Origin of the sequence: Phenylobacterium terrae (assembly GCF_042681205.1) — a bacterium.
GTDB classification, from domain to species: Bacteria; Pseudomonadota; Alphaproteobacteria; order Caulobacterales; family Caulobacteraceae; genus Phenylobacterium; species Phenylobacterium terrae.
The window spans coordinates 536,587-558,733 of the sequence record NZ_JBHUEY010000006.1 but is presented as its reverse complement, the minus strand read 5'-3'; the positions used below and the strand labels follow the sequence as shown (position 1 = coordinate 558,733).

Below are 22,147 nucleotides of genomic sequence, written 5' to 3'. Positions count from 1 at the left end.
AAGAACAGGCGTTGTTTGACGCAGATCAAGGCCGGCGCGGGCCTGTCCGGTGGACATTCACCGTACACGGCGCCAAATAGCCGAGAGTCAGGGGAACCGTTGCGGTCCCGAGATTTTGGTCCCGCGACGGGGGGAGTTCGAGGTGATGGACTACAAGGCCGCCTTCCATAACGCGCTGGACCGCGTCCGCGAGGAGGGCCGCTATCGCGTCTTCATCGACCTGAAGCGGCACCGCGGCGACTTCCCGGTCGCGACCTGGACCCGCGAGGACGGCACGACGGCGGACGTCACCGTCTGGTGCTCCAACGACTACCTGGGCCAGGGCCAGAACCCGGTCGTGCTCGACGCCATGCACCAGGCCATCGAAGAGGCCGGTGCCGGCTCCGGCGGCACCCGCAACATCTCCGGCACCACCCACTACCATGTCGAGCTGGAGCGCGAGCTCGCCGACTGGCACGGCAAGGAAGCGGCGCTGCTGTTCACCTCCGGCTACGTCTCCAACGAGGCGACGCTGTCGACCCTTTACAAGATCCTGCCCGGGCTGATCGTCTTCTCCGACGAGCTGAACCACAACTCGATGATCTCCGGCATCCGCGCCGGCGCCCGCGAGCAGCGCAAGGTCTTCCGCCACAACGACCTCGATCATCTGGAGGAGCTGCTGGCCGCCGCGCCGGAGGGCGCGCCCAAGCTGATCGCGTTCGAGAGCGTCTATTCGATGGACGGCGACATCGCCGACATCCCGGCGATCGTGAAGCTCGCCAAGCAGTACGGCGCGCTGACCTACATCGACGAGGTCCACGCGGTCGGCATGTACGGCCCGCGCGGCGGCGGCGTCGCCGAGCGCGACGGCGTCATGGCCGACATCGACATCATCGAGGCGACCCTGGCCAAGGCCGTGGGCGTGATGGGCGGCTATATCGCCGCGGACTCGGTGATCGTCGACGCCATCCGCTCCTACGCGGACGGCTTCATCTTCACGAGCTCTCTGCCGCCCGCGCTGGCCGCGGGCGCGCTGTCCTCGATCCGCTGGCTCAAGACCCACAACGAGATCCGCGAGGCCCACCAGGAGCGCGCCGACACCCTGAAGGCGCGGATGCGCAAGGCCGGGCTTCCGGTGATGGAGTCTTCGGTCAGCCACATCGTGCCGCTGCTCGTGGGCGACCCCGTGCACTGCAAGCTGATCAGCGACATCCTGCTGGAGGAGCACGGCATCTACGTCCAGCCGATCAACTTCCCGACCGTACCCCGGGGTACGGAGCGGCTGCGGTTCACGCCGACGCCCGCTCACACGGACGAGATGATGGACAAGCTCCTCGACGCCCTCGAGCAGCTCTGGACCCACTGCAACATCGCACGCGTCGGCGGAGTGGCGGCCTAACAGCAGCTTTGCACACCTGCATCCGAACAGTCGCAGCAGCGCTATCCATGGCGCTGCTGTCGGCGTGTTCGAGTCCAGACGAGGCTCAGGTTCGAGCGGATGCCTTGAAAGTGGTGGGAGGCCAGGTGGGGCTGACGCCTGGCCAATTGCGCGTTACCTCCCTGATTCTGCACGACGGCTGGAGCGATGGTCGCGAGTATTTCCTGATTGCAGAGCGGCCGTGCTCGCCGGCCGCAGGAGCGTGTTCTCCGCAGGCCTTCACGGTGGAACTCAGCTATCAGCGCCGCGGCGAGCTCTGGGAGATGATCTCGTCGCAGGTGCAGCAGTCTGCCCGATAGAACTACTTCCGCCGCCTCACGCCGCGTCCCAGGCCGATCTGCTTGGCGAAGTCGCTGCGCCGCGCCGCGTAGGCGGGGGCGACCATGGGGTAGTCGGGGGGCAGGCCCCAGCGGCGGCGGTACTCGTCGGGGCTCATGTTGTAGCGCGAGCGCAGGTAGCGCTTGAGCATCTTCAGCTTCTTGCCGTCCTCGAGGCAGATGATGAAGTCGTGCTGGACGGACTTGTTGATCGGCACCGCCGGCTTGGGCCGCTCCTCGGGCTGCGCCGGCTGGGCCTGGCCGAGACCCTCCAGCGCCTGGTGGACCGACCGGATCAGTTCGGGGACGGCGTCGACCGGCACGGAATTGCGGCTGACATAGGCCGACACGATTTCGGCCCCGAGGCGCACCAGCTCCTCACCCGAAGTCCCTTCGGGTTCGCCGTCCATGCTCATCCAACTCCCCCTCCACCGAGAACACAAAGCGCCGGGGCGCACGAGCGCGCGTGCACCACCGGCCAGCGAGGAACGCCGACGGCCCTGCGGCGGTTCCGAGGGTTTGGGCGCGACCCGCCTTGGTTTATGAGACCGCCGAACCGCCGCTCCCCGAGTCCTGCCGAAAAGGTCCTCCGCCCATGACCGTCCACGCTCCGCCCAAGTCCGACGCCTTCTTCACCCGCAGCCTGGCCGACGCCGACCCCGACCTGTTCGGGATCGTCGACCACGAACTGAAGCGCCAGCAGGACCAGATCGAGCTGATCGCCTCCGAGAACATCGTCTCCCGCGCCGTGCTGGAAGCGCAGGGCAGCGTGCTGACCAACAAGTACGCCGAGGGCTATCCGGGCCGGCGCTACTACGGCGGCTGCGAGGTCGTGGACCAAGCCGAGACGCTGGCCATCGAGCGGGCCAAGCAGCTGTTCGGCTGCCAGTTCGCCAACGTCCAGCCGCACTCGGGCAGCCAGGCCAACCAGGCGGTATTCATGGCCACCATGGTCCCCGGCGACACCTTCATGGGCATGAACCTCGACCACGGCGGCCACCTGACCCACGGCAAGAGCGTCAACCAGTCGGGCAAGTGGTTCCGGCCGGTGGCCTATGGCGTGCGGGCCCAGGACCACACCATCGACTACGACCAGGCCGAGGAGGTCGCCCTGGCCGAGAAGCCCAAGGTGATCATCGCCGGGGCCACGGCCTATTCGCGGGTGATCGACTTCGCCCGCTTCCGTGAGATCGCCGACAAGGTCGGCGCGGTGCTGATGGCCGACATCGCCCACTACGCCGGCCTCGTGGCCGCCGGCGTCTACCCGAACCCGTTCCCGCACGCCCACATCGTCACCACCACCACCCACAAGACGCTGCGCGGGCCGCGCGGGGCGATGATCCTGACCAACGACAAGAAGCTGGCCAAGAAGATCGACAGCGCGGTGTTCCCGGGGCTGCAGGGCGGGCCGCTGATGCACGCCATCGCGGCCAAGGCCGTGGCCTTCGGCGAGGCCCTGCGGCCGGAGTTCAAGGACTACGCCAAGGCCGTGGTGGAGAACGCCCGGGCATTCGCGGACGCGCTGCAGTCCAACGGCTTCAAGATCGTCTCCGGCGGCACCGACAGCCACCTGATGCTGGTCGACCTGACGCCCAAGGGGGTCAGCGGGGCCGACGCCGAGATCGCCCTGGAGCGGGCCGGCATCACCACCAACAAGAACAACATCCCCAACGACCCGCTGCCGCCGATGCAGACCTCGGGCCTGCGGGTCGGCACGCCGGCCGGCACGACCCGCGGCTTCGGCCCGGAGGAGTTCCGCCAGATCGCCCGCTGGATGGCCGAGGTGCTCGACGGCCTGGCCCGCGGCGAGGACAATTCGGCGGTGGAGGCGAAGGTGCGCGGCGAGGTCTTGGCGCTCACCCGGCGTTTCCCCATCTACAGCTAATAGCGTAGAAGGGGCCGCGGAGGGGCTAGATCATGCGCTGCCCATTTTGCGGTCACCCTGAAAGCCAGGTGAAGGACAGCCGCCCGTCGGAAGACGGCGCGGCCATCCGGCGCCGGCGGCTGTGTCCTCATTGCGAGGGCCGCTTCACCACCATGGAGCGGGTGCAGCTGCGCGAGCTGACCATCGTCAAGCGCTCGGGCCGGCGCAGCCCGTTCGAGCGGGAGAAGCTGGCCCGCTCGGTGCACATCGCGCTGCGCAAGCGGCCGGTGGATCCCGAGCGGATCGAGCAGATGATCAACGCCATCGTCCGGCAGCTGGAGAGCCGCGGCGACACCGAACTGCCGTCCAGCGTGGTCGGCGAGCTGGTGATGAAGCACCTCAAGCAGCTCGATGACGTGGGCTACGTCCGCTACGCCTCGGTCTATCGCGACTTCCGAGAGACCGAGGACTTCGCCCGATTCCTCGGCGAGGAAGGCCTGGCGGAAGAGGAGCACTAGGCTCTGCCCGTCACCCTGAAGCTCGCCACCTCCCTCGACGGCCGGATCGCCACCGGCGCGGGCGAAAGCCGCTGGATCACCGGCGAGGCGGCCCGCCAGGCCGTGCACCGGCTGCGCGCCGACCACCAGGGCGTGGTGGTCGGGATCGAGACCGCGCTGGCGGATGATCCCGAGCTGACCGTGCGCCTGCCGGGCTACAACGGCCCGCAGCCGGCGCGCGTCGTGCTGGACAGCCGTCAGCGCCTGACGGCGGCGTGCCGGCTGGTCGCCACGGCCGGCGAGATCCCCACCTATGTCGTCACCACCGAGCCGCCCGCGCCGCACCTCCTGGAGGCGGGCGTGCACGTGCTGACGGTCCCGGCGGTCGGCGACGGCCGCCCGGAGCTGAAGGAAGTGGTCGAGGCGCTTCGCGCCGAAGGCGTCGGCAGCCTGTTCGTCGAGGGCGGCGGCCAGGTGGCGGCGAGCTTCCTGCGCTGCGAGTTGGTCGACCGGCTGGAATGGTTCCGGGCGCCCGTGGTCATCGGGGGGGAGGGGCGCCCTGCGGTCGGCGCTCTGGCCATTGCGGCGCTGTCCGCCGCCCCCAGATTTCGACGCATCCAGGCCCAGCCTCTGGGCGAGGACCTCTGGGAGCGCTACGAGAGGATCTGATGTTCACCGGAATTGTCACCGACGTCGGCCGTGTGCGGGCCATCCGCGAAACCAATCGCGACGTGCGCATGGAAATCGAGACGAACTTCGACGTCGACACGATCGACATGGGCGCCTCGATCTCCCACGCCGGCTGCTGCCTGACCGTGGTGGACAAGGGCCCGGGCTGGTTCGCCGTCGAGGTCAGCGGCGAGACCCGGGCGATGAGCACCCTGGGCGACTGGCGGGAGGGCCAGAAGGTCAACCTGGAGCGTCCGGCCAAGGTCGGCGACGAGCTGGGCGGCCACATCGTTTCCGGACACGTGGACGGGGTGGGGGAGGTGATCTCCATCGAGCCGGAGGGCGGCTCCCACCGGGTGCGGATCCGCGCGCCCCGGCCGCTGCACCGCTTCATCGCCCCGAAGGGCTCGATCACGGTCGACGGAGTCTCCCTGACCGTGAACGAGGTCGAGGACGACGTGTTCGGCGTCAACATCATCCCGCACACCTGGGACGTGACCACCATCGGCCAGCTGAAAGTCGGCTCGACGGTCAATCTCGAGATCGACATGCTGGCCCGCTATCTCGCGCGCTGGCGCGAAACGGCCTAAAGCACGCCGCGCGATAACAAGGGGGCCGGCATGGCCGACGACAAGCTCCGCATCCTGATCGTGGAGGCGAGGTTCTATTCCGACCTGGCGGACGAGCTGCTGAAAGGCGCGTCCGAGGCGCTGGAGGCCTACGACGCCGAGTACGACGTGGTGACCGTGCCGGGCGCCCTGGAGGTTCCGGCGGCGATCGCCTTCGCCGAGGAGGCCGGCCACGGCCCGGGCGGGGTGCGCTATGACGGCTATGTGGCCCTGGGCACGGTGATCCGCGGCGAGACCTATCACTTCGAGATCGTCTCGAACGAGTCGGCGCGCGGGATCATGGACCTGGCGATCGGCAAGCGCCTGGCGATCGGCAACGGCATCCTGACGACCGAGGATGGCGACCAGGCCTGGGCCCGGGCCCGCGTCAGCGAGGGCGACAAGGGCGGCGGCGCCGCGCGCGCCTGCCTGGAGATGATCGCCCTGAAGCGGCGGCTGACCGGACAGAGCCGGTGACCGCGCCCCGCCATGCGCGCTCGGTGGCGCGGCTCGCCGCCGTGCAGGCCCTCTACCAGATGGAGGTCTCCAACGCCGGCGTGGAGGCCGTGATCCGGGAATTCACCGAGCACCGCTTCGACCGCGATGTCGAGGGGATGACCCTGGCCGCGGCGGACGAGGCCTTCTTCGCCGAGATCGTCCGGGGCGTCGTCGCCCATCAGCGGCAGGTGGACGCGGCCATCGTCAAGCGGCTGGCCGAGAACTGGCGGCTGGAGCGGCTCGACGCGACGGTGCGGGCGATCCTGCGGGCCGGCGTCTACGAACTGGAGCATCGGGCGGAGATCCCGACCGAGGTGGTGATCGACGAGTACGTCGAGCTGGCCAAGTCCTTCTTCGACGGGCCGGAGCCGGGCTTCGTGAACGGGGCTCTGGACGGCGTGGCCCAGGATGTCCGGGCCTGACGAGTTCGAGGCCATCGCGCGGCTGTTCCGGCCGCTGACCCGGGGCGCCCCCGAGGCGTTCGGCCTGCTGGACGACGCCGCCGCCGTTCCCGCCCGGCCCGGCTACGACCTGGTGATCACCAAGGACGCCATCGTCGAGGGGGTGCACTTCCCGCTGGGCGAGGCGCCCGACCTCGTCGCCCGCAAGCTGCTGCGGGTGAACCTCTCGGACCTGGCGGCCAAGGGCGCCGAGCCCTACGGCTACTTCCTCGCGGTCTCCTGGCCGGCGGCCTGGACGGAAGAGGCGAGGGCGGCCTTCGCGCACGGCCTGGGCGCCGACGGAGAAGAATTCGGCCTGGTCCTGCTGGGCGGCGACACCACCTCCACCCCCGGGCCGATGACCGCCAGCGCGACGCTGCTGGGCTGGGTCCCGGCGGGCGGCATGGTGCGCCGGGGCGGGGCGCGCCCTGGGGACCTTGTGCTGGTCAGCGGCCCGATCGGCGACGGCGTCCTGGGCCTGGCCGCCGCGCGTGGAGAAATCGACGAGCCGGCGCTCGCCCACCGTTACCGGCTGCCGGCCCCAAGGCTCGATCTGCGCGAGACGCTCCGGTCCCGGGCGAGCGCGGCGGCGGACGTGTCCGACGGGCTGATCGCCGACGCCGGCCACATCGGCGAGGCGAGCGGGACGCGGATCGCGCTGCGGCTGGAGGCCCTGCCGCTGTCGGCGGGGGCGCGCCGCTGGCTGGACCGTCAGCCGGACCGGGCCGCAGGCCTGCTGGCGCTGGCGAGCGGCGGCGACGACTACGAGCTGGTCTGCACGGCGGCGCCGGACCGGGCCGATGGGCTCGGCATGACGGTGATCGGCGAAGTCGTCGCGGGCGCCGGAATCGTCGTCACCTACGAAGGCGACGTGCTCGATCCGGGCGCCGGCGGCTGGCGACACGCCTAAGGCCACGGTTTCGCCGCAACTGAGCCGTGCTGAGGTCCGATTTCGGGTCGACCTGTCGCGGCGTCGGGGGAGGCCTCACCACAAGGGAGACCTCATGCGTACGACCATGATGATCGGGGCTGCGGCCCTCGCGTTCGCGATCTCGGCGCCGGCTTTCGCCGGGGACAAGGCCGCCAAGACGGCCGATGCGAACGCCGCCAAGCCTGCGGAGGCCTCGGCGAAGCCGGCTACGGCCGACGCGGCCGCCACGCCCGCCTCGGATGCCGCCGCCACGGAAGCGGCGGCTACGGACGCCACGGCGGCGAAGGACGAGACCGGCAAGGACAAGGCCGACAAGCCTGCCGCGTCGAGCACGACGGCCACCGAGTCGACCAAGACGTCCACCCAGTAACACCTGGCGTCGGGCGCCCGGCCATCCGGGCGCCCGATGCACTCTTCTCGCCCCCCGTTCGGCGCCTGCTCGCGAAAGCGTGGCCACGCGGCGCGGAACCCAGGCCCCACAGTAGGGGTTTTCGCCGCAGAGGATCCTTCGGGGTCTGAAGAGGCGGCGTTGGCCGCCGGCCGCTCCTGCGGCCGAGCCGGCGCTGAACTGGTTTCCCAAACCCGCCTGGAGGTCCTGGCGCGGCGCGTGCGCTGCACCCTGTCGGCTGGGCGCAAGGAGGAGTGAGACGTGGACGGAGTCGGTATCATTGGGGCGATCATCATCGGCATCGTGGCCGGCTGGATCGCCGAGAAGGTCATGCGCCGTAATCACGGCATCCTGACCAATCTGATCGTGGGTGTCGTCGGGGCGTTCATCGGCGCCTTCCTGGCCGGCATGCTGGGGTTCGACGACTATGGGTTCATCGGCACGCTGATCGTGGCGACCTTGGGCGCCATCCTGCTGCTGTTCATCGTGGGCATGGTCCGCGGTCGCGGCAGCCGGGTCTAAGCCCCGCCTCTCAGACAAGTTCCTGTGATCGGGGGCGCCGAAGGGCGCCCCCGTTTGTTTGCACCCACGCTTCCCTTCAACACCCACATGGAGACGACCCATGGGCCTGTTCGATTTCGCACGCGAGGCCGGCAAGAGCTTGCGTGGCGGCAACGATGACAAGGTCGAGGCCAGCGAACTCGCCGAGGCTTTGAGGGCCCAGGGCGTGACCATCGCCAACGGCCAGATCACCGTCCGCGGCGGCGACACCGTCAGCATCACCGGCCAGGCCGACAGCCAGCGCGAGAAGGAATTGGCGATCCTGATCCTCGGCAACACCAAGGGCGTGGCGCACGTGGAGGACAACATCACCGTCGTCCAGCGCCAGGCGCCGCAGCCGCAGGCCGCCCAGCCCGCGCAGGCGGCCCAGCCCGGGCAGGCGCCGCAGCAGGCCCAGGCCGCCGAGCCGCCCGCGACCTTCTATACGGTCAAGTCCGGCGACACCCTCTCCAAGATCTCCCAGCAGTTCCTCGGCTCGGCCAATCGCTACAACGAGATCTTCGAGGCCAACCGCCCGATGCTGAAGGACCCTGACGAGATCTATCCCGGCCAGACCCTGCGCATCCCCAAGTCAACGATGCACTAGCTCTTCCCTCCCCATCTTAGGGAGGGCCGAGTCGGCGAAGCCGGCCGGGGTGGGGGAGTGTCGAGCCGCGATAGCGTGGGCCGGCCTGGGCCGCGCAGGCGCATCACTTCCCCACCCGTCCCGTCGCTGCGCTCCGGGCCACCCTCCCCATAAAGGGGAGGGAAGTCAGCGCCCCGCCACCACGCTGATGCGGATCTGCTCGCCGGTGACCGCCTTGCCGGTCCAGCTCGTGCCGACGCCGCCGCGGCGCACGGCGGTGCAGTAGCTGAACGGGGCGGGGAAGGGGCGTTGCTGCTTCAGACAGATCTCCTCGCCCTTCAGCGTCCAGCGGCCGCTGGAGGGCTTCCCGCGTCGGCCGGCCGCGCGGTAGGTGCCGTCCGGGTTGAGCCACAGCTTGGCCTGGCGTCCGTCCGGGTAGGTCGAGACGATGGTGTTCTTGAACGCCGGCTGGAGGACCTCCGGGGCTGTGGCCAGGGCCGGCGTGGCGATGAGGGCGGCCGTAGCGGCCAAGGTCAGGGCTCGGATCATCCGCACCAAACGCGCGGGACCGCCGGAAGGGTTCTGCAACCTTATCGAGCTATGGCGGGAGCATGCTCCGCCGCGCCCTGATTGCCGCCGCCCCGCTGGTTCTCGCCGGCGCCGCCGCCCGCGCCGAGGACAAGGCCGAGCCCGAGCCGATAGGGCCCTGGGTCGACCTCCTGCCGGTCGGCCTGCCGGTGATCGTCGACGGCGAGCTGGTGAACTACGTCTTCGTCTATGTGCGGATCAACCTGACCCGCTCGGCCAACGCCATGCGGCTGCGCGAGCGCGAGCCCTATTTCCGCGACGCCCTGGTGCGGGCGGGCCATCGCACCCCGTTCACCCGGTACGACGACTTCACCAGCCTGGATGCGTCCAAGATCGTCGCGGCGATGAAGCGCGAGGCGGTCGCGATCGCCTCGCCCAAGGACATCGCCGGCGTCACGGTGCTGCGTCAGACGCCCAAGCGGCGAAGCAACCTGCCCAAGCCCAGGCCGCGCAAAACCTAGAGCCGTCAAAACAATTACGGCCAAGACGAGCCGTTGCGCCGGCTCGGCAACTTTGGCAACTTCGCGCCCGTCTTAAAGGGGCGCGCCAAATATGCGTCCCATAAGCTGGAGAGGAAACGAGGGGCTGTTCTGGCGTCGCCTTTGGCGGCGTCCGCCCCTCCGCGCAGTCGCAAAGGGGCGCATACGTTATGGATCCAATATTGTTGCTGGTGATCGTCGCCGGCCTTCTGGCGGTGGTCTACGGCGCCGTACAGTCCGCGTCCTTGATGCGGTTATCCGCGGGTACGCCCCGCATGCAGGAGATCGCGGCCGCGATCCAGGAAGGGGCCCAGGCCTATCTGCGGCGGCAGTACCTCACCATCGCCGGCGTCGGGGCGGTCATCCTCCTGGCCGTGGCGCTTCTGATCGGCCTCCCGGCCGCCATCGGCTTCCTGATCGGCGCCGTGCTTTCGGGCGCGGCGGGCTTTGCGGGCATGCTGATCTCGGTGCGGGCCAACGTGCGCACCGCCCAGGCGGCTTCGGAGAGCCTCGAGAAGGGCCTGTCCACCGCGTTCCGCTCGGGCGCGGTCACCGGCATGCTGGTGGCCGGCTTCGCCCTCCTGGGCGTGGCGGTCTACTTCTGGATCCTGACCGGCCCGATGGGCAATGCGGTCACTGACCGGGTGGTCATCGACTCGCTGGTCGCCCTGGGCTTCGGCGCCTCGCTGATCTCCATCTTCGCCCGTCTCGGCGGCGGCATCTTCACCAAGGGCGCGGACGTCGGCGGCGACATGGTCGGCAAGGTCGAGGCCGGCATCCCCGAGGACGACCCCCGCAACGCGGCGACCATCGCCGACAACGTGGGCGACAACGTCGGCGACTGCGCCGGCATGGCCGCCGACCTGTTCGAGACCTATGCGGTGACCGTCGTCGCCACCATGGTTCTCGCAGCTATCTTCTTCCGCGACAGCGCGGCGGTGGCCACGGCGATGCTGCTGCCGCTGGCCATCTGCGGCATCTGCATCGTCACCTCGATCATCGGCACCTTCTTCGTCCGGCTGGGCAAGAGCCGCAACATCATGGGGGCGCTCTACCAGGGCCTGATCGTCACCGGCGTGCTGTCGGTGATCGCCCTCTACTTCGTCATCCCGGCGGTGATCGGCGACAGCCTCACCGGCGGCGGCGTGACCTACAGCGCCATGAACCTGTTCTGGTGCGGCGTCGCGGGCCTCGTGGTCACCGCGGCCATCGTGGTGATCACCGAATACTACACCGGCACCGGCTTCAGGCCGGTGAAGTCGGTGGCCAAGGCCTCGGTCTCCGGCCACGGCACCAACGTCATCCAGGGTCTGGCCATGAGCCTGGAGTCCACCGCCCTGCCGGCGCTGGTGATCATCGTCGGCATCGTCGCCACCTATAACCTGGCGGGCCTGTTCGGCATCGCCATCGCCACCACCGCCATGCTGTCGCTGGCCGGCGTCATCGTCGCCCTCGACGCCTTCGGCCCGGTGACGGACAACGCCGGCGGCATCGCCGAGATGGCGGGCCTGCCGTCGGAAGTGCGCGTCTCCACCGACGCGCTCGACGCGGTCGGCAACACCACCAAGGCGGTGACCAAGGGCTATGCGATCGGCTCCGCCGGCCTCGGCGCCCTGGTGCTGTTCGCCGCCTACACCGAGGACCTGAAGTTCTTCGCCGCCACCGCCGAGCCGGGGTCCTTCTTCGAAGGCCTGGGCGCGGTGCCGTTCGACCTGTCCAACCCCTACGTCGTCGTCGGCCTGCTGTTCGGGGGCCTGTTGCCCTTCCTGTTCGGCGGCCTGTCCATGACCGCCGTGGGCCGGGCGGCCGAGTCGGTCGTCGCCGAGGTGCGCCGCCAGTTCAAGGAGAACCCCGGCATCATGACCGGCGAGGTCAAGCCGGAGTACGGCCGGGCCGTGGACATCCTGACCAAGTCGGCGATCCGCGAGATGATCGTGCCCAGCTTGCTCCCGGTCGCCTCGCCGATCGTGCTGTTCTTCGTGGTCCTGGCGATCGCCGGCAAGGTGAACGCCTTCGCCGCCCTCGGCGCCATGCTGATGGGGGTGATCGTCACCGGCCTGTTCGTCGCCATCTCGATGACCAGCGGCGGCGGCGCCTGGGACAACGCCAAGAAGCTGATCGAGGAAGGCCACTTCGGCGGCAAGGGGTCCGACGCCCACAAGGCGGCGGTCACCGGCGACACCGTCGGCGATCCCTACAAGGACACGGCGGGCCCCGCCGTCAACCCGATGATCAAGATCACCAACATCGTGGCCCTGCTGCTGCTGGCCGTCCTGGCCCACGGCGCGGTCGGCTGATCTGATCCATCCGTCCTGAGCTGAACGCCCCGGAGAGCGATCTCCGGGGCGTTTTCTTTTTTTCCCGGCGATAGCGGCTGCGCCCCTAAGCGGCGGTTGGCCCGCGGCCAGAGGGCGGGAGGTCGAGCCACTCAGGGGGGACGCCGTAGGGCTTGAACGCGAGCTGCAGGAGAGCATTCAAGTCCTGCTCGCGTTCATGCAGATCGCGATAGCGGCGAACGACCTCCACGGCCTTGCGGAGTCGAGGCGGCCGGCGAATGGCCGGATTGTCCCATTCGATGGGCGGGATCGGAGACACGCTCATCAGCTCGTCCAACATCCTGTCGACGTGAGGGCTTAGGAGATGCTCGGCGTTCAGCTCCGTCTGGAACTTGGCCGCGAGGACGAGGCGCAACAGCACCGGAACGGCAGCCTCACCTGCTAGCCGGATGCTGCCGTCGTCAGAAATCTCGATCTCAAACTGCGTATTTCGGGCGACCATCCCGAAAGACTGAACGCGCGAGTCAGCTTCTGCAATCCACGCCGGCTCACCCTTCAGAGGGGCCGGTGTCGGAACCCGCGCGCGTCCCCTACCGCCGGTCGCCCGGGCGGTTGCCGGGGGCGCTCTCGTCGTCGCGCGGCAGCATGGAGCCGCGGCCGACGGTGCCGAGGAGCTGTTCGAGGATGGTCAGCTCGCGGCCGCGGGTCGGGGTCTCGCGGCCGTTGAAGGCGATGACCTTGCCATGCTCGAGGGTGATCACGTCGACCCGCTCCACCGCCTCGGTCTGGCCGTCGAAGGTGATGGCGGTGATCTCGCGCTGGGTCACCCGCGGCTTGCGGAAGGCGATGCGCTCCTTCACCTCGGCGATGTAGTACCAGGTGTTGGTGTCGAAGGTGGAGGTGGCCGAGGGCGAGCCCAGCTTGGTTCGCACCGTCGTCTTGGTGTCCGTCCCCGCCTGGATCTCGGTGGGGCTGGTCTCGATGGCCTGGAAGCCGCGATAGCTGGTGATCGGCGCGCAAGCGCCCGCGGACAGCAGGGCGGCGCTCACGGCGACGAGGGCGGCTTTGCGAAACATCTGGCCTCTGGAACCTATCATTTGGATCGGCGGCTTTGACCTAGCCGTCGTGGTTACTTAGTTCAATGCCGCCGTTAAGCGCATCCGGCGGCGAAATCGAGGCTTTCCCCATGATCCTGGACCGTCTGTTCCGCCCCAGGGCCGCCCAGGAAGCGGGGCGGGCGCTCTATGCAGCGGCGGTGGCCGAGGCCCGCCAGCCCCGTCTCTACGCGGACCTGGGCGCCCCGGACACGCCCGAGGGCCGATTCGAACTCTACACCCTGCACGTGCTGTTGCTCATCGAGCGTCTGCGGGGGCAGGGGCCGGCGGCGGCCGAGACCTCCCAGGCCCTGTTCGACACCTACATCAGCGCGCTCGACCACGGCCTTCGCGAGCTGGGGGTCGGCGACACCTCGGTCGGCAAGAAAATGCGCAAGCTGGGGGAGGCCTTCTACGGCCGCGGCAAGTCGTACGATGCGGCCATCGCGGCCCTGCCGGACGAGGCGCCGCTGGTCGCCTTCCTGACCCGCACCGCCTTCGAAGGCGCGTCCGCCGGGCGTCCCGAGGCGCTGGCCCGCGAGCTGCTCGCCAAGCGCCAGGCGCTGGCGGCCCAGCCGCTCGCAGCCCTGCTGGCCGGCGAGGCCGCCTGGGAGGCCCGCCCGTGAGCGCCCACACCATCCGTCTCTCGGAGCTGGCCCGCGGCCCGGTGACGCGGGAGATCGTCGCCGACGAGGCCGAGCGGAAGGCGATCGCCAAGCGGCTGGGGCTTCTCAGCCTGCCTTCGCTGCGCGCCCGCGTGACCGTCCGCCCCTGGCTGGACGGCGCCGAGGTCGGCGGCCGGTTCGAGGCCGTCGTGGAGCAGGAGTGCGGCGTCACCCTCGACGCCTTCGAGCAGCCGGTGGCGGGCGACATCGAGGTCCGGGTCGTCCCGGCCGGCAGCCCGCACGCCCCATCGGCGGAGGGCCCGGAGATGGAGCTCGACCCGGACGCCCCCGACCAGCCCGACGAGCTGGCGGGCGAAGAGGTCGATCTCGGCGAATATCTCGTGGAGCACCTGGCCCTTGAGATCGACCCGTTCCCGCGCAAGCCGGGGGTCGCGTTCGAGTACCAGAAGCCCGAGGGTGACGACTCGCCCTTCGCCGTGCTCAAAGGGCTGAAGGACCGGAAGGGCTGATCTGACGCCCCCGGCCTGATTTGCAGCCGAAGCGCGCGGCTGTATCGTCGGCCGCCGGCCGGCGAGGTCGCCGCAGGGGGTCTTCAAGCCAAAACCGCCGTGACAGAGCCGCTGGTCATTTCCGTCGACGCCATGGGCGGCGACCACGGGCCCGCCGTGGTCGCGGCCGGAGTCGCGCGCGCGGCCGGCGAGCTGGGCGAGGGCGTCCGCTTCCTGTTGCACGGTGACGAGGCGGCCCTGAACCAGGCGGTGGCCGCGTGCCCCGGCCTGAAGGGCCGCGCCGAGGTCCGGCCCGCGACCGGCGTCATCGCCATGGACGAAAAGCCGGCCCAGGCCCTTCGCCGCGGCAAGGGCTCGTCCATGTGGAACGCCGTCGAGGCGATCCGGGCGGGCGAGGCGGGGGCGGCGGTCTCGGCCGGCAACACCGGCGCGCTGATGGCCGTCTCCAAGCTGATATTGCGGATGGGCGCCGGGCTCGATCGTCCCGCCCTGGTGGCCAGCTGGCCGGGGGCGCGCGGCGTCACCTCGGTGCTCGACGTGGGCGCCAACGTCGACTGCGACGCCGAGCGGCTGGTGGAGTTCGCGATCCTGGGCGAGGCCTTCCACCGGGCGGCGCACGGCGTGGCGCGCCCGACCGTGGGGCTGCTCAACGTCGGCTCCGAAGAGATGAAGGGCCACGAGGAGGTCCGCCAGGCCAACCGCATCCTGCGGGAAGGCGTGTTCGACCTCGACTACCGCGGCTTCGTGGAAGGCGACGACCTGACCAAGGGCGCCGTCGACGTGGTGGTGACCGACGGCTTCACCGGCAACGTGGCGCTGAAGACCGCCGAAGGCGTGTTCCGCTTCATGACCAGCGAATTGCGCGGGGCGCTGACCTCTACCGCCATGGCCAAGGCCGGGGCCCTCCTGGCCCGGCCGGCTCTGAAAGCGTTCCGCGACCGCTTGACGCCGCGCGTCGCCGCGCCGCTTCTCGGCCTCAATGGCGTGGTGGTGAAGACTCACGGCGGGGCGAGCGAGCAGGAGATCGCCGACGCCGTGCACATGGCCGCGGATCTGGCGAGAAGCGACTTCGCGGCGCAGATCGAACGGAATATGAGCAGGTTGAGCGACGCGGTTCAGGCCCCGCCGCCGCCCGCCGCCGATGGAGCCGCATGAGTGACCAGGGTCTTGCGTAGCGTCGTCACGGGTGTCGGCGGCTATCTTCCGGACGAGGTGGTGGCGAACACCGACCTTGCGAAGGTGGTCGAGACCTCGGACGAGTGGATCATCGAGCGGACCGGGATCCGCAGCCGCCGGCGCGCCGGCCCGGACCAGGCCGTCTCGGACCTGGCGGTGGAGGCCGCCCGGCGCGCGCTGGCCGCAGCCGGCAAGACCGCCGCCGACGTCGACCTGATCGTGGTGGCGACCACCACCCCTGACCTGACCTTCCCGGCCACCGCCACCATCGTGCAGCGCAAGCTCGGCGCGCCGGTGGGGATCGCCTTCGACGTCCAGGCCGTCTGCTCGGGCTTCGTCTACGCCATGTCGGTGGCCGACGGCTTCGTCGCCCGCGGCCGTTCGCAGTGCTGCCTGGTGATCGGCGCCGAGACCATGACCCGGCTGCTCGACTGGACCGACCGCGGCACCTGCGTGCTGTTCGGCGACGGGGCCGGCGCCGTGGTGCTGGAGCCGCGCATGGAGGAGGGCACGATCGCCGATCGCGGCCTGCTGGGCTTTGCGCTGCGGGCCGACGGGACCAAGCAGGACCTGCTCTACGTGGACGGCGGCGTCTCCACCAACGGCCAGGTCGGCAAGCTGCGGATGCAGGGCAACCAGGTGTTCCGCCACGCCGTGGTGAACATCTCCGAGGCGGTGATCGCCGCCGCGGCCGACGCCGGCGTCGAGGTCTCCTCCGTCGACTGGTTCATCCCCCACCAGGCCAACCAGCGGATCCTGGAGGGCGTGGCCCGGCGGCTGGGGATCGAGGAGAGCAAGGTCATCAGCACCGTCGCCGAGCACGCCAACACCTCGGCCGCGTCGATCCCGCTGGCGATGGCCAAGGCGATCGAGGATGGCCGCATCCGGCCCGGCCAGCTCCTGCTGCTCGAGGCCATGGGCGGCGGCCTGACCTGGGGCGCCTGCGTGCTCCGGCTTTGAGCAGAGATAAATTTAGCCGCTTGAAGCCTTTGACTTGATGCGACTATCAGGTCATGACGGATAACCGACACAAGGGCGTCGCCGGCGAAGCCGGCTCGGCGCCGTGACGTGCAGTGACGTTTAGAACGAGCCTCATTGCTCGCATCGGGCGGTTCCGCCCGGTCGGGGCAGGCTCAGCGACGGGGGGTCGATGAAAGGCGCTACCGTTACCCGGGCCGATCTGTGTGAGGCGGTCCACGAAGAAGTCGGCCTGACGCGGCAGGATTGCGCCGCCCTGGTCGAGCGAACCCTCGAGCTGATGGCCCAGGCCCTGGAGCGGGGCGAACAGGTCAAGCTGTCCGGGTTCGGCGTCTTCCAGGTCCGCGCCAAGCGGGCCCGGATGGGACGCAATCCCAAGACCGGCGAACCGGCGGCCATCGAGCCGCGTCGGGTCATCGGCTTCCGTGCGTCGCAGGTGATGAAGGCCCGCGTAGATACGGCCTTGTCCGGAGGCGGCTGACGGTGGCCAAGGGCCCCGAAGCCTTTCGCACCATCTCCGAAGCAGCCGAAGAGCTGAATGTGCCGCAGCACGTGCTGCGGTTCTGGGAAACCAAGTTCTCCTTCATCCGGCCCATGAAGCGGGCCGGCGGGCGCCGCTTCTACCGGCCGCAGGACATCCAGGTGCTGCGCGGCGTGCGCCGGCTGCTGCACGACGAAGGCTACACCATCAAGGGCGTCCAGCGGCTGCACCGCGAGGAGGGCCTGCGCCGGCTGATCGCGGCCGGGCAGGGGCTGAGCGGGCCGTCCGCGCCGGCGCCGGCCGAATCGCTCGCCATCCCCGCCGACCTGGATGAGGCCGCCCGCGAGCGGCTGCAGGGGGCGATGTCGGAGCTGGAAGCGGCCAAGGCGCGCCTGGATGCGCTGCTGCGCCGCTGACAGCGGCATCCCGCCACATACCGATTGCCCGCCCGCGGGAGGGCGCCTATAACCCGCCCCTCGCGGATGTCGGAGCGTAGCGCAGCCTGGTAGCGCACTTGACTGGGGGTCAAGGGGTCGTGGGTTCGAATCCCGCCGCTCCGACCATCCGCGAAAACAAGGACTTAAGCCCGCAGGCTGGGAGTCAAATATCTCCAGCGCACCAAGGCTAGGTTACGACCCAGGTAACATGAACTTGATCTGCTGACTTGCACACGACCCGCGCCGTCGCGTTGCGTGGCAACGCCTGATTGTTTTTCAGAGCGCAAACGACGAGAAAGACGCTTACCGAGGCGGCGACTCGCGAGCTGCTTTCGCTGGCGGGGGCCACTGTGAGGCGTCTTACTGAAAAAGAGCGTCTGCGTTCGCGGCGCGTGGCGGCCCGGCGAGCAGCCCGGAAGCGAATGGAGCGCGCGAGGGCTCGTGAGCGGCGGCGGCTCGGCCTTTCCTATGCAGACGCGCCGCCGCGTCGGCCAGTTGCCCGTCGAATTGAGCGCATAAGGATCGCCGCACCTCGACGGCTATCGCTCGACACGCCTGACTACAAGGCGACGATGGGCTTCCTTGCTAAGGTGAGGGCGTGCGTGCTCGATCAGGACCGACGCGTATGCCTCGACCTTCGTCAGTGTCAGAGAATTTCTCCTGAGATGGCTCCGTTTCTCGCGGCGGAGTTTGCTCGGCTGCGCTACCTCAAGGGCGCAGAGGCGATCACCGGACTCAGTCCCGAGGATGAACACGCCCGCTGGACGTTGCACGCGATGGGCTTCTTTGAGGTCCTGGGCCTTCTAGACCCTCGGAGCCTTGAGGAGGGCGATGACACAGAGGTGATCTACCGGATCGTTTCCGGGACGGCGCTGGACGGTGCGATAACCAAGGAGCTTACGGATGCCATGGGCGAGGCCATGGGCCTCCCCGAGGAAGCGATGGAGCCAGTTCAGAAGGCTCTGAATGAGGCGCTAGAGAACATCTCAGAGCACGCCTACTTCGACACCGACCGTCTCTACTTTCCCGCCGAGGCTAATCGCTGGTGGATTTGCGGCGTGACGCTCGCGGACACCAAGTCCGCTTACGTGCTGGCGTGCGATCTAGGGATGACCATTCCCGCGACCATTCCGGAAACCGCCAAGCGGCGCGGACCATTGAATGTGGCGGCCCTCGCGAATTTCCTAAAGGATGGCGGTGGCACACAAGAGGAGAAGCTCTTGGCTGCGGCTTTCGAGGAAGGCGTGACGCGTCGACCCGATGGGAAGGGTGGACGCGGCCTTGGGAAGATGGCCCAACTCATGGGCGGCTTTGAGAAGGCATCTCTGACTGTCTGGAGTGGCGAGGCAGCCGCGACTATGTCAAAGGCTTCACCGAAGGTTCAGACTGAAAGGCTACCGTTGTGCTTCCCGGGGACATACATCCTATGGCACTTGCAGCAGGGAACAACGGAATGAGGCCCATTGAGGATATCGCCTCCTTTCGTATCGACCTTGCAGCGGACTTTTCGCCCACGCCTCTTGGCCGCTACAAGCGGCAAGGACGCTTCTCTGGAGAAGCGTTCCGTGAAGATCACCTCAAGCCTGCCCTCAATCGTTATCGGCGTATCACCATCGACTTGGATGGTGCGACTGGGCTTTCGACAGGCTTTCTAGACGAGGCTTTCGCTGGGCTTGTTAGAGACGGCACGCTGTCTGAGACAGGCTTCTGGGATCGCATCGAGTTGATTGCGACGCGTGATCCCGGTGTCCTTTCTGAGGTCAGGACATTCGTAAGTCGCGCGGCGCTGAATCACGCATCGCATTAAGTCGTGGCTGACCCAGGGCTGGGCGCGGGCTTAGGCCTGCTTGGGCGCATTTTCTCGCCCGTAGCGAACCTATTCATGCGCGGCCACAAGCTCGCTGACGCCGAGCTGGCAGCCCTACAAGCCCAGACGCAATCCATCCTCAACAAGATCAATCAATCGAGCGTCGAGGCGCAGGTCGCGGTCCGAGGGTCGCCGAACGAGGCGCACGTCCAGGAAGCTGTTCGGACGGCTATTCGACTTTCCACCGAGGCGGGCCAGGAGTTCGCATCCCTTTTCCATCTGACTGCAATGACCCCGGAAGTGTCTGCTGCCACCGTCGCGGCTCGGCTGCGATATCGGGAGATGGTCGCCGACGAAACCAACGCAGACATTCTGGATGGTGAGCAGCGCGAGCTCAGGTGTGCTGGGATTGAGGCCGCAGCCGCGGAGTTCAACCAGGCTGTGTGCGATGAGGTGTATAAAAAGTGGGGCGTGGGGATAGGAAGCCGATCAGGTCGCCTCAAGGGACGGAAACTTCCGAAATAAGCGCCCCGGCTTTGTGCGCTCACTTACAGGAGAACCGCTGTGCGATTGGTGTCTCTCACGTTTCTAATCCTCCAGCTCAATGCTCTCATCGACGCTGGGGCGAAGGCGACCGTGGGAGAGGCACACGCGCACATCGTCCAAGGCGACCTCCTGCCGTGGCTGAAGACGGCGTTCCCAGAAATCGATCTCAGTCCGTATGGTAGTGGCGCGCCTTGGGCTGACGACGCTTCGGAAATCATTTCCGAACTTCAGTCGCTGCACGGTGGGTATGCGGGCGACGAGCGGCGCAAGTGGGGCGTGGAGAACAATGGTCTCTCTGTTCTTCTCGCTTGGGTTAACGAGCTAGTGCAGCAACGGAAGTTTCACGACTGAGCTGCCCAGCGTCGCCGTTACGGTAAGCGGCGATCAGGAGTGCCTTCGGGCGGCTGCCGCCAGTACTCAGCTAGGCGTGCGGGTGATGACGCCGCAGGCTCGCCACTGGCGAGTGTGATTCAGCTCGGAGCGGAGGCGGCGGTAATCGGCAACGGCTCCAACGCCCGGGCGTCAGATGCGAAGGATATCGCCTTCCGCTGATCCAAGGCGACAGGAGGCACCTAGTACAACGCTTCGCCAAGAAGCTCTGACTGAACTACTGGAGAGGCTAGGCCGTACACCTCAGCCACGCGTCTCACTGTGTCAGCGAACCACGTCGGAGCCTGTGGGTTGATCGAGACGCCATCAATCAGGCGATTGAGGTCAACCTTAAAGGCGGCCCCGCCGGGACGCTTGACCGCAGCTAACCTGAGGCCGTGTGGATCTGAGGATGGATCGACCTCACTAGTCCCAAAGAAATCGACGAAAAACGCCCGCAGCTCCCGCTCGTGCGCGAAGGATGCTCGCTTGTGCAGGAAGAGCTGGAAGACCAAGCCGCCGGTTTCAAGCGACGTGGTGCCGTAATCGACGTACCGAACTTCACTCAAATGAACCCAATCAGGAAGTTCTGAAGCGAGCGCTTGAAAGGTAGTCCGGACGCAAACGGACTCATGAGAGGCGGAGTAGAGCGACCACATTGCAGCCGACTCCCCCTCGTTCATGTGCCAGCAGCTAACGTAGGTGTTGCTGACGGCGCGACGGCGCATGTGATTTGCTGGCCCGTTGTCGCCGACTGCTGCGGCGAGCGTCACCGCGTCGGGGCGAGTAAGGGAGCCCTCGAAGGGGTCGCCGAGCGTATCCGCTCGAGCGAACCACAGCTCGTTCGTCTGCAATAGGGCGAGGAACTTGGCCAAATCCATGTACCGCCAGAGTTTGGTGTTCGGCGGAGGCTCAATGCAGTGTGGATGCTTCTGTCGTGCCATCGTCTTCAGCGCCCCCGGCGCTGCTCATGAGGCTCGGCACGCCCCGTCAGAGCGTCAAGGATAGCGCCGTCACATCTGTGTAGCCGCATAATGCGGCTGTGCCATGGTTCGCCACGGTTGGGGAGAACTGGAGCGGATGATCAAGCGCTCCGCGCCTCACCAGTGGGCGAAACGCGGATCGCCTTTTGCGCCGAGGCTTATAGCCCGGCGTTCGGGAAGAGTACGCGGAGCGCCGCAGTCTTCTGGGGATCACCTCCGCTGTTTGCTTTCTGAATCACCTGCCGAAGCTCGGCGTCAGTGAGCAGTCCCTTTTCCACCAAAGTCAGCGCTAGCTCAGCAGCGAACGACATCGCCGCCGCGATGCCGCCGTGGGCGGTGAACTGATCGTCGGGCATAGCTACAACCTCCAAATGGCCACGCGGGATACTCAGCAACGCGCAATTGCGCAGGGCGCGTGCGACCAATCCGGACGTAGGGGCCGCGACAGATGATCTCAGGCGAACGGGCGTCGCAGGGGCGCCCCGACCGTCAATGTCCGGTCGGGGCGCTGCGCCGCCCCGCATATTTGAGGGGAAAGGCGGCGCCTGGGCTGCGGCTAGTGCCGCGTCCCGTTCTTGAGGGCCGCCAGGGCCGCTGAGATCGGCCCTAGAGGCTCGGAGGAGCTGCGAACACGGAAGGCTCGCGCCTCCTCGCTGGCTGCCCACTGAAGGGCCAGAGCGCGCGCTGGCATGTGGCCGTAAGGCGTCGCGGCAGTCGCCTGAGGTTCTTCTGCGAGCGGGTCTTCCACGGTGATCGGGTAGCGCTCCGCGAGCAGTGCGGCGGCGGCCCGGATCAGGTTCGGCGCGATGCCGCCCGCCCTGAGTCCATCCGTCAGGGCTGAGTCGATGAGCACGCGCCGGAGCTGCCGCAACCGGCGATCCGTGCGCGCTCTCTCCGCCTCCAGGCGGGCGCTCGCCCGCTCTTCGGCAGCGATCACGTCAGGGTGCAGATCGAAGCCGCCTGCGGGGTTCTCGACGTAGCCGAGACGGTATTCCGCCGGGGCCTGATCCAGGCTCTCGACGTGGCGGGGGATGCGGTCCATC

31 protein-coding genes and 1 tRNA gene are annotated in these 22,147 nt (G+C 68.2%); 25 read left to right on the top strand and 7 right to left on the bottom strand.

Annotated elements, in window-relative coordinates; all coding sequences use genetic code 11:
• Positions 1-145: 145 nt before the first annotated feature.
• Together hemA and ACFSC0_RS17190 are read left to right on the top strand one after the other, a co-directional pair.
• Positions 146-1,378, top strand: coding sequence for a 5-aminolevulinate synthase (gene hemA / locus ACFSC0_RS17195; protein WP_377282091.1), 1,233 nt, complete (start codon positions 146-148; stop codon positions 1,376-1,378).
• Between the two features lie 47 nt (positions 1,379-1,425).
• Positions 1,426-1,716 (top strand): hypothetical protein, encoded by a 291-nt coding sequence (locus tag ACFSC0_RS17190; RefSeq protein ID WP_377282090.1) that lies wholly within the window; start codon positions 1,426-1,428, stop codon positions 1,714-1,716.
• 2 nt (positions 1,717-1,718) lie between these two features.
• Here the strand turns inward: ACFSC0_RS17190 and ACFSC0_RS17185 are convergent, their stop codons facing one another.
• A complete protein-coding gene (locus tag ACFSC0_RS17185) occupies positions 1,719-2,150 on the bottom strand; it encodes a Ros/MucR family transcriptional regulator (protein ID WP_377282089.1) in 432 nt (143 codons plus the stop codon).
• A 179-nt stretch (positions 2,151-2,329) separates the two neighbouring features.
• On the opposite strand from ACFSC0_RS17185, the gene glyA reads away from it, so the two are divergent.
• From glyA to ACFSC0_RS17135, 10 genes are all read left to right on the top strand, one after another.
• Positions 2,330-3,619: a serine hydroxymethyltransferase gene (gene glyA, locus ACFSC0_RS17180; protein ID WP_377282088.1), complete on the top strand. Its 1,290-nt coding sequence runs from the start codon at positions 2,330-2,332 to the stop codon at positions 3,617-3,619.
• A gap of 32 nt (positions 3,620-3,651) precedes the next feature.
• Entirely contained in the window at positions 3,652-4,116 is a 465-nt protein-coding gene (gene nrdR, locus ACFSC0_RS17175; RefSeq protein WP_377282087.1) for a transcriptional regulator NrdR, read from the top strand.
• Between the two features lie 3 nt (positions 4,117-4,119).
• The gene (locus ACFSC0_RS17170) at positions 4,120-4,764 is read left to right on the top strand and encodes a RibD family protein (RefSeq protein WP_377282282.1); all 645 of its coding nucleotides are present in this window, start codon (positions 4,120-4,122) and stop codon (positions 4,762-4,764) included.
• On the top strand, positions 4,764-5,354 hold the full coding sequence (locus ACFSC0_RS17165; RefSeq protein WP_377282086.1) for a riboflavin synthase: 591 nt from the start codon (positions 4,764-4,766) through the stop codon (positions 5,352-5,354). The genes ACFSC0_RS17170 and ACFSC0_RS17165 overlap by 1 nt, the downstream gene beginning before the upstream one ends.
• 30 nt (positions 5,355-5,384) lie before the next feature.
• Positions 5,385-5,849, top strand: a complete 465-nt coding sequence (gene ribH, locus ACFSC0_RS17160) for a 6,7-dimethyl-8-ribityllumazine synthase (protein WP_377282085.1) — start codon at positions 5,385-5,387, stop codon at positions 5,847-5,849.
• Complete coding sequence (nusB, locus tag ACFSC0_RS17155; RefSeq protein WP_377282084.1) at positions 5,846-6,292, top strand: transcription antitermination factor NusB; 447 nt, start codon at positions 5,846-5,848, stop codon at positions 6,290-6,292. The genes ribH and nusB overlap by 4 nt, the downstream gene beginning before the upstream one ends.
• Positions 6,279-7,220, top strand: coding sequence for a thiamine-phosphate kinase (gene thiL, locus ACFSC0_RS17150; protein WP_377282083.1), 942 nt, complete (start codon positions 6,279-6,281; stop codon positions 7,218-7,220). Before nusB ends, thiL begins: the two co-directional genes overlap by 14 nt.
• A 94-nt stretch (positions 7,221-7,314) precedes the next feature.
• The gene (locus ACFSC0_RS17145) at positions 7,315-7,611 is read left to right on the top strand and encodes a hypothetical protein (protein ID WP_377282082.1); all 297 of its coding nucleotides are present in this window, start codon (positions 7,315-7,317) and stop codon (positions 7,609-7,611) included.
• 279 nt (positions 7,612-7,890) lie between these two features.
• On the top strand, positions 7,891-8,151 hold the full coding sequence (locus ACFSC0_RS17140; protein WP_377282081.1) for a GlsB/YeaQ/YmgE family stress response membrane protein: 261 nt from the start codon (positions 7,891-7,893) through the stop codon (positions 8,149-8,151).
• Positions 8,152-8,251: 100 nt separating this feature from the next.
• Positions 8,252-8,776 carry a LysM and BON domain-containing protein gene (locus ACFSC0_RS17135; RefSeq protein WP_377282080.1) on the top strand — a complete coding sequence of 175 codons (525 nt, stop codon included), beginning with the start codon at positions 8,252-8,254 and terminating at the stop codon, positions 8,774-8,776.
• 165 nt (positions 8,777-8,941) lie between these two features.
• Here ACFSC0_RS17135 and ACFSC0_RS17130 read toward each other — a convergent pair whose 3' ends face one another.
• Complete coding sequence (locus tag ACFSC0_RS17130) at positions 8,942-9,304, bottom strand: hypothetical protein (protein ID WP_377355211.1); 363 nt, start codon at positions 9,302-9,304, stop codon at positions 8,942-8,944.
• A 62-nt stretch (positions 9,305-9,366) separates the two neighbouring features.
• Between ACFSC0_RS17130 and ACFSC0_RS17125 the strand changes: the two genes are divergently transcribed.
• Both ACFSC0_RS17125 and ACFSC0_RS17120 read left to right on the top strand, forming a co-directional pair.
• A complete protein-coding gene (locus ACFSC0_RS17125; protein WP_377282078.1) occupies positions 9,367-9,804 on the top strand; it encodes a hypothetical protein in 438 nt (145 codons plus the stop codon).
• 188 nt (positions 9,805-9,992) lie between these two features.
• Positions 9,993-12,119: a sodium-translocating pyrophosphatase gene (locus tag ACFSC0_RS17120; RefSeq protein ID WP_377282077.1), complete on the top strand. Its 2,127-nt coding sequence runs from the start codon at positions 9,993-9,995 to the stop codon at positions 12,117-12,119.
• A gap of 85 nt (positions 12,120-12,204) precedes the next feature.
• Here the strand turns inward: ACFSC0_RS17120 and ACFSC0_RS17115 are convergent, their stop codons facing one another.
• Entirely contained in the window at positions 12,205-12,600 is a 396-nt protein-coding gene (locus ACFSC0_RS17115; protein ID WP_377282076.1) for a hypothetical protein, read from the bottom strand.
• Positions 12,601-12,688: 88 nt separating this feature from the next.
• Positions 12,689-13,174 (bottom strand): outer membrane protein assembly factor BamE, encoded by a 486-nt coding sequence (locus tag ACFSC0_RS17110; RefSeq protein WP_377282075.1) that lies wholly within the window; start codon positions 13,172-13,174, stop codon positions 12,689-12,691.
• Positions 13,175-13,284: 110 nt separating this feature from the next.
• On the opposite strand from ACFSC0_RS17110, the gene ACFSC0_RS17105 reads away from it, so the two are divergent.
• The 11 genes from ACFSC0_RS17105 to ACFSC0_RS17055 all read left to right on the top strand — a co-directional run bounded on the left by ACFSC0_RS17105 (position 13,285) and on the right by ACFSC0_RS17055 (position 20,103).
• A complete protein-coding gene (locus tag ACFSC0_RS17105; protein ID WP_377282074.1) occupies positions 13,285-13,818 on the top strand; it encodes a ubiquinol-cytochrome C chaperone family protein in 534 nt (177 codons plus the stop codon).
• Complete coding sequence (locus tag ACFSC0_RS17100; protein ID WP_377282073.1) at positions 13,815-14,327, top strand: YceD family protein; 513 nt, start codon at positions 13,815-13,817, stop codon at positions 14,325-14,327. The genes ACFSC0_RS17105 and ACFSC0_RS17100 overlap by 4 nt, the downstream gene beginning before the upstream one ends.
• 99 nt (positions 14,328-14,426) lie before the next feature.
• A complete protein-coding gene (gene plsX, locus ACFSC0_RS17095; RefSeq protein ID WP_377282072.1) occupies positions 14,427-15,482 on the top strand; it encodes a phosphate acyltransferase PlsX in 1,056 nt (351 codons plus the stop codon).
• Positions 15,483-16,463 carry a beta-ketoacyl-ACP synthase III gene (locus ACFSC0_RS17090; protein WP_377282071.1) on the top strand — a complete coding sequence of 327 codons (981 nt, stop codon included), beginning with the start codon at positions 15,483-15,485 and terminating at the stop codon, positions 16,461-16,463. It begins immediately after the preceding gene.
• Between the two features lie 190 nt (positions 16,464-16,653).
• On the top strand, positions 16,654-16,962 hold the full coding sequence (locus ACFSC0_RS17085; protein ID WP_377282070.1) for an integration host factor subunit alpha: 309 nt from the start codon (positions 16,654-16,656) through the stop codon (positions 16,960-16,962).
• 2 nt (positions 16,963-16,964) lie between these two features.
• Positions 16,965-17,378, top strand: coding sequence for a MerR family transcriptional regulator (locus ACFSC0_RS17080; protein ID WP_377282069.1), 414 nt, complete (start codon positions 16,965-16,967; stop codon positions 17,376-17,378).
• A gap of 70 nt (positions 17,379-17,448) precedes the next feature.
• Positions 17,449-17,525, top strand: a tRNA-Pro gene (locus tag ACFSC0_RS17075).
• A 296-nt stretch (positions 17,526-17,821) separates the two neighbouring features.
• A complete protein-coding gene (locus ACFSC0_RS17070) occupies positions 17,822-18,856 on the top strand; it encodes a hypothetical protein (RefSeq protein WP_377282068.1) in 1,035 nt (344 codons plus the stop codon).
• Positions 18,853-19,206: an STAS-like domain-containing protein gene (locus ACFSC0_RS17065; RefSeq protein WP_377282067.1), complete on the top strand. Its 354-nt coding sequence runs from the start codon at positions 18,853-18,855 to the stop codon at positions 19,204-19,206. Before ACFSC0_RS17070 ends, ACFSC0_RS17065 begins: the two co-directional genes overlap by 4 nt.
• A 75-nt stretch (positions 19,207-19,281) precedes the next feature.
• Positions 19,282-19,731 carry a hypothetical protein gene (locus tag ACFSC0_RS17060; RefSeq protein WP_377282066.1) on the top strand — a complete coding sequence of 150 codons (450 nt, stop codon included), beginning with the start codon at positions 19,282-19,284 and terminating at the stop codon, positions 19,729-19,731.
• A 45-nt stretch (positions 19,732-19,776) separates the two neighbouring features.
• The gene (locus tag ACFSC0_RS17055) at positions 19,777-20,103 is read left to right on the top strand and encodes a hypothetical protein (protein WP_377282065.1); all 327 of its coding nucleotides are present in this window, start codon (positions 19,777-19,779) and stop codon (positions 20,101-20,103) included.
• Between the two features lie 221 nt (positions 20,104-20,324).
• On the opposite strand, the gene ACFSC0_RS17050 is transcribed toward ACFSC0_RS17055, so the two are convergent.
• From ACFSC0_RS17050 to ACFSC0_RS17040, 3 genes are all read right to left on the bottom strand, one after another.
• Complete coding sequence (locus tag ACFSC0_RS17050) at positions 20,325-21,002, bottom strand: DUF2971 domain-containing protein (protein WP_377282064.1); 678 nt, start codon at positions 21,000-21,002, stop codon at positions 20,325-20,327.
• Positions 21,003-21,262: 260 nt separating this feature from the next.
• On the bottom strand, positions 21,263-21,460 hold the full coding sequence (locus ACFSC0_RS17045) for a hypothetical protein (RefSeq protein WP_377282063.1): 198 nt from the start codon (positions 21,458-21,460) through the stop codon (positions 21,263-21,265).
• Positions 21,461-21,660: 200 nt separating this feature from the next.
• Positions 21,661-22,146 (bottom strand): hypothetical protein, encoded by a 486-nt coding sequence (locus ACFSC0_RS17040; protein ID WP_377282062.1) that lies wholly within the window; start codon positions 22,144-22,146, stop codon positions 21,661-21,663.
• Between the last annotated feature and the right edge of the window lies 1 nt (position 22,147).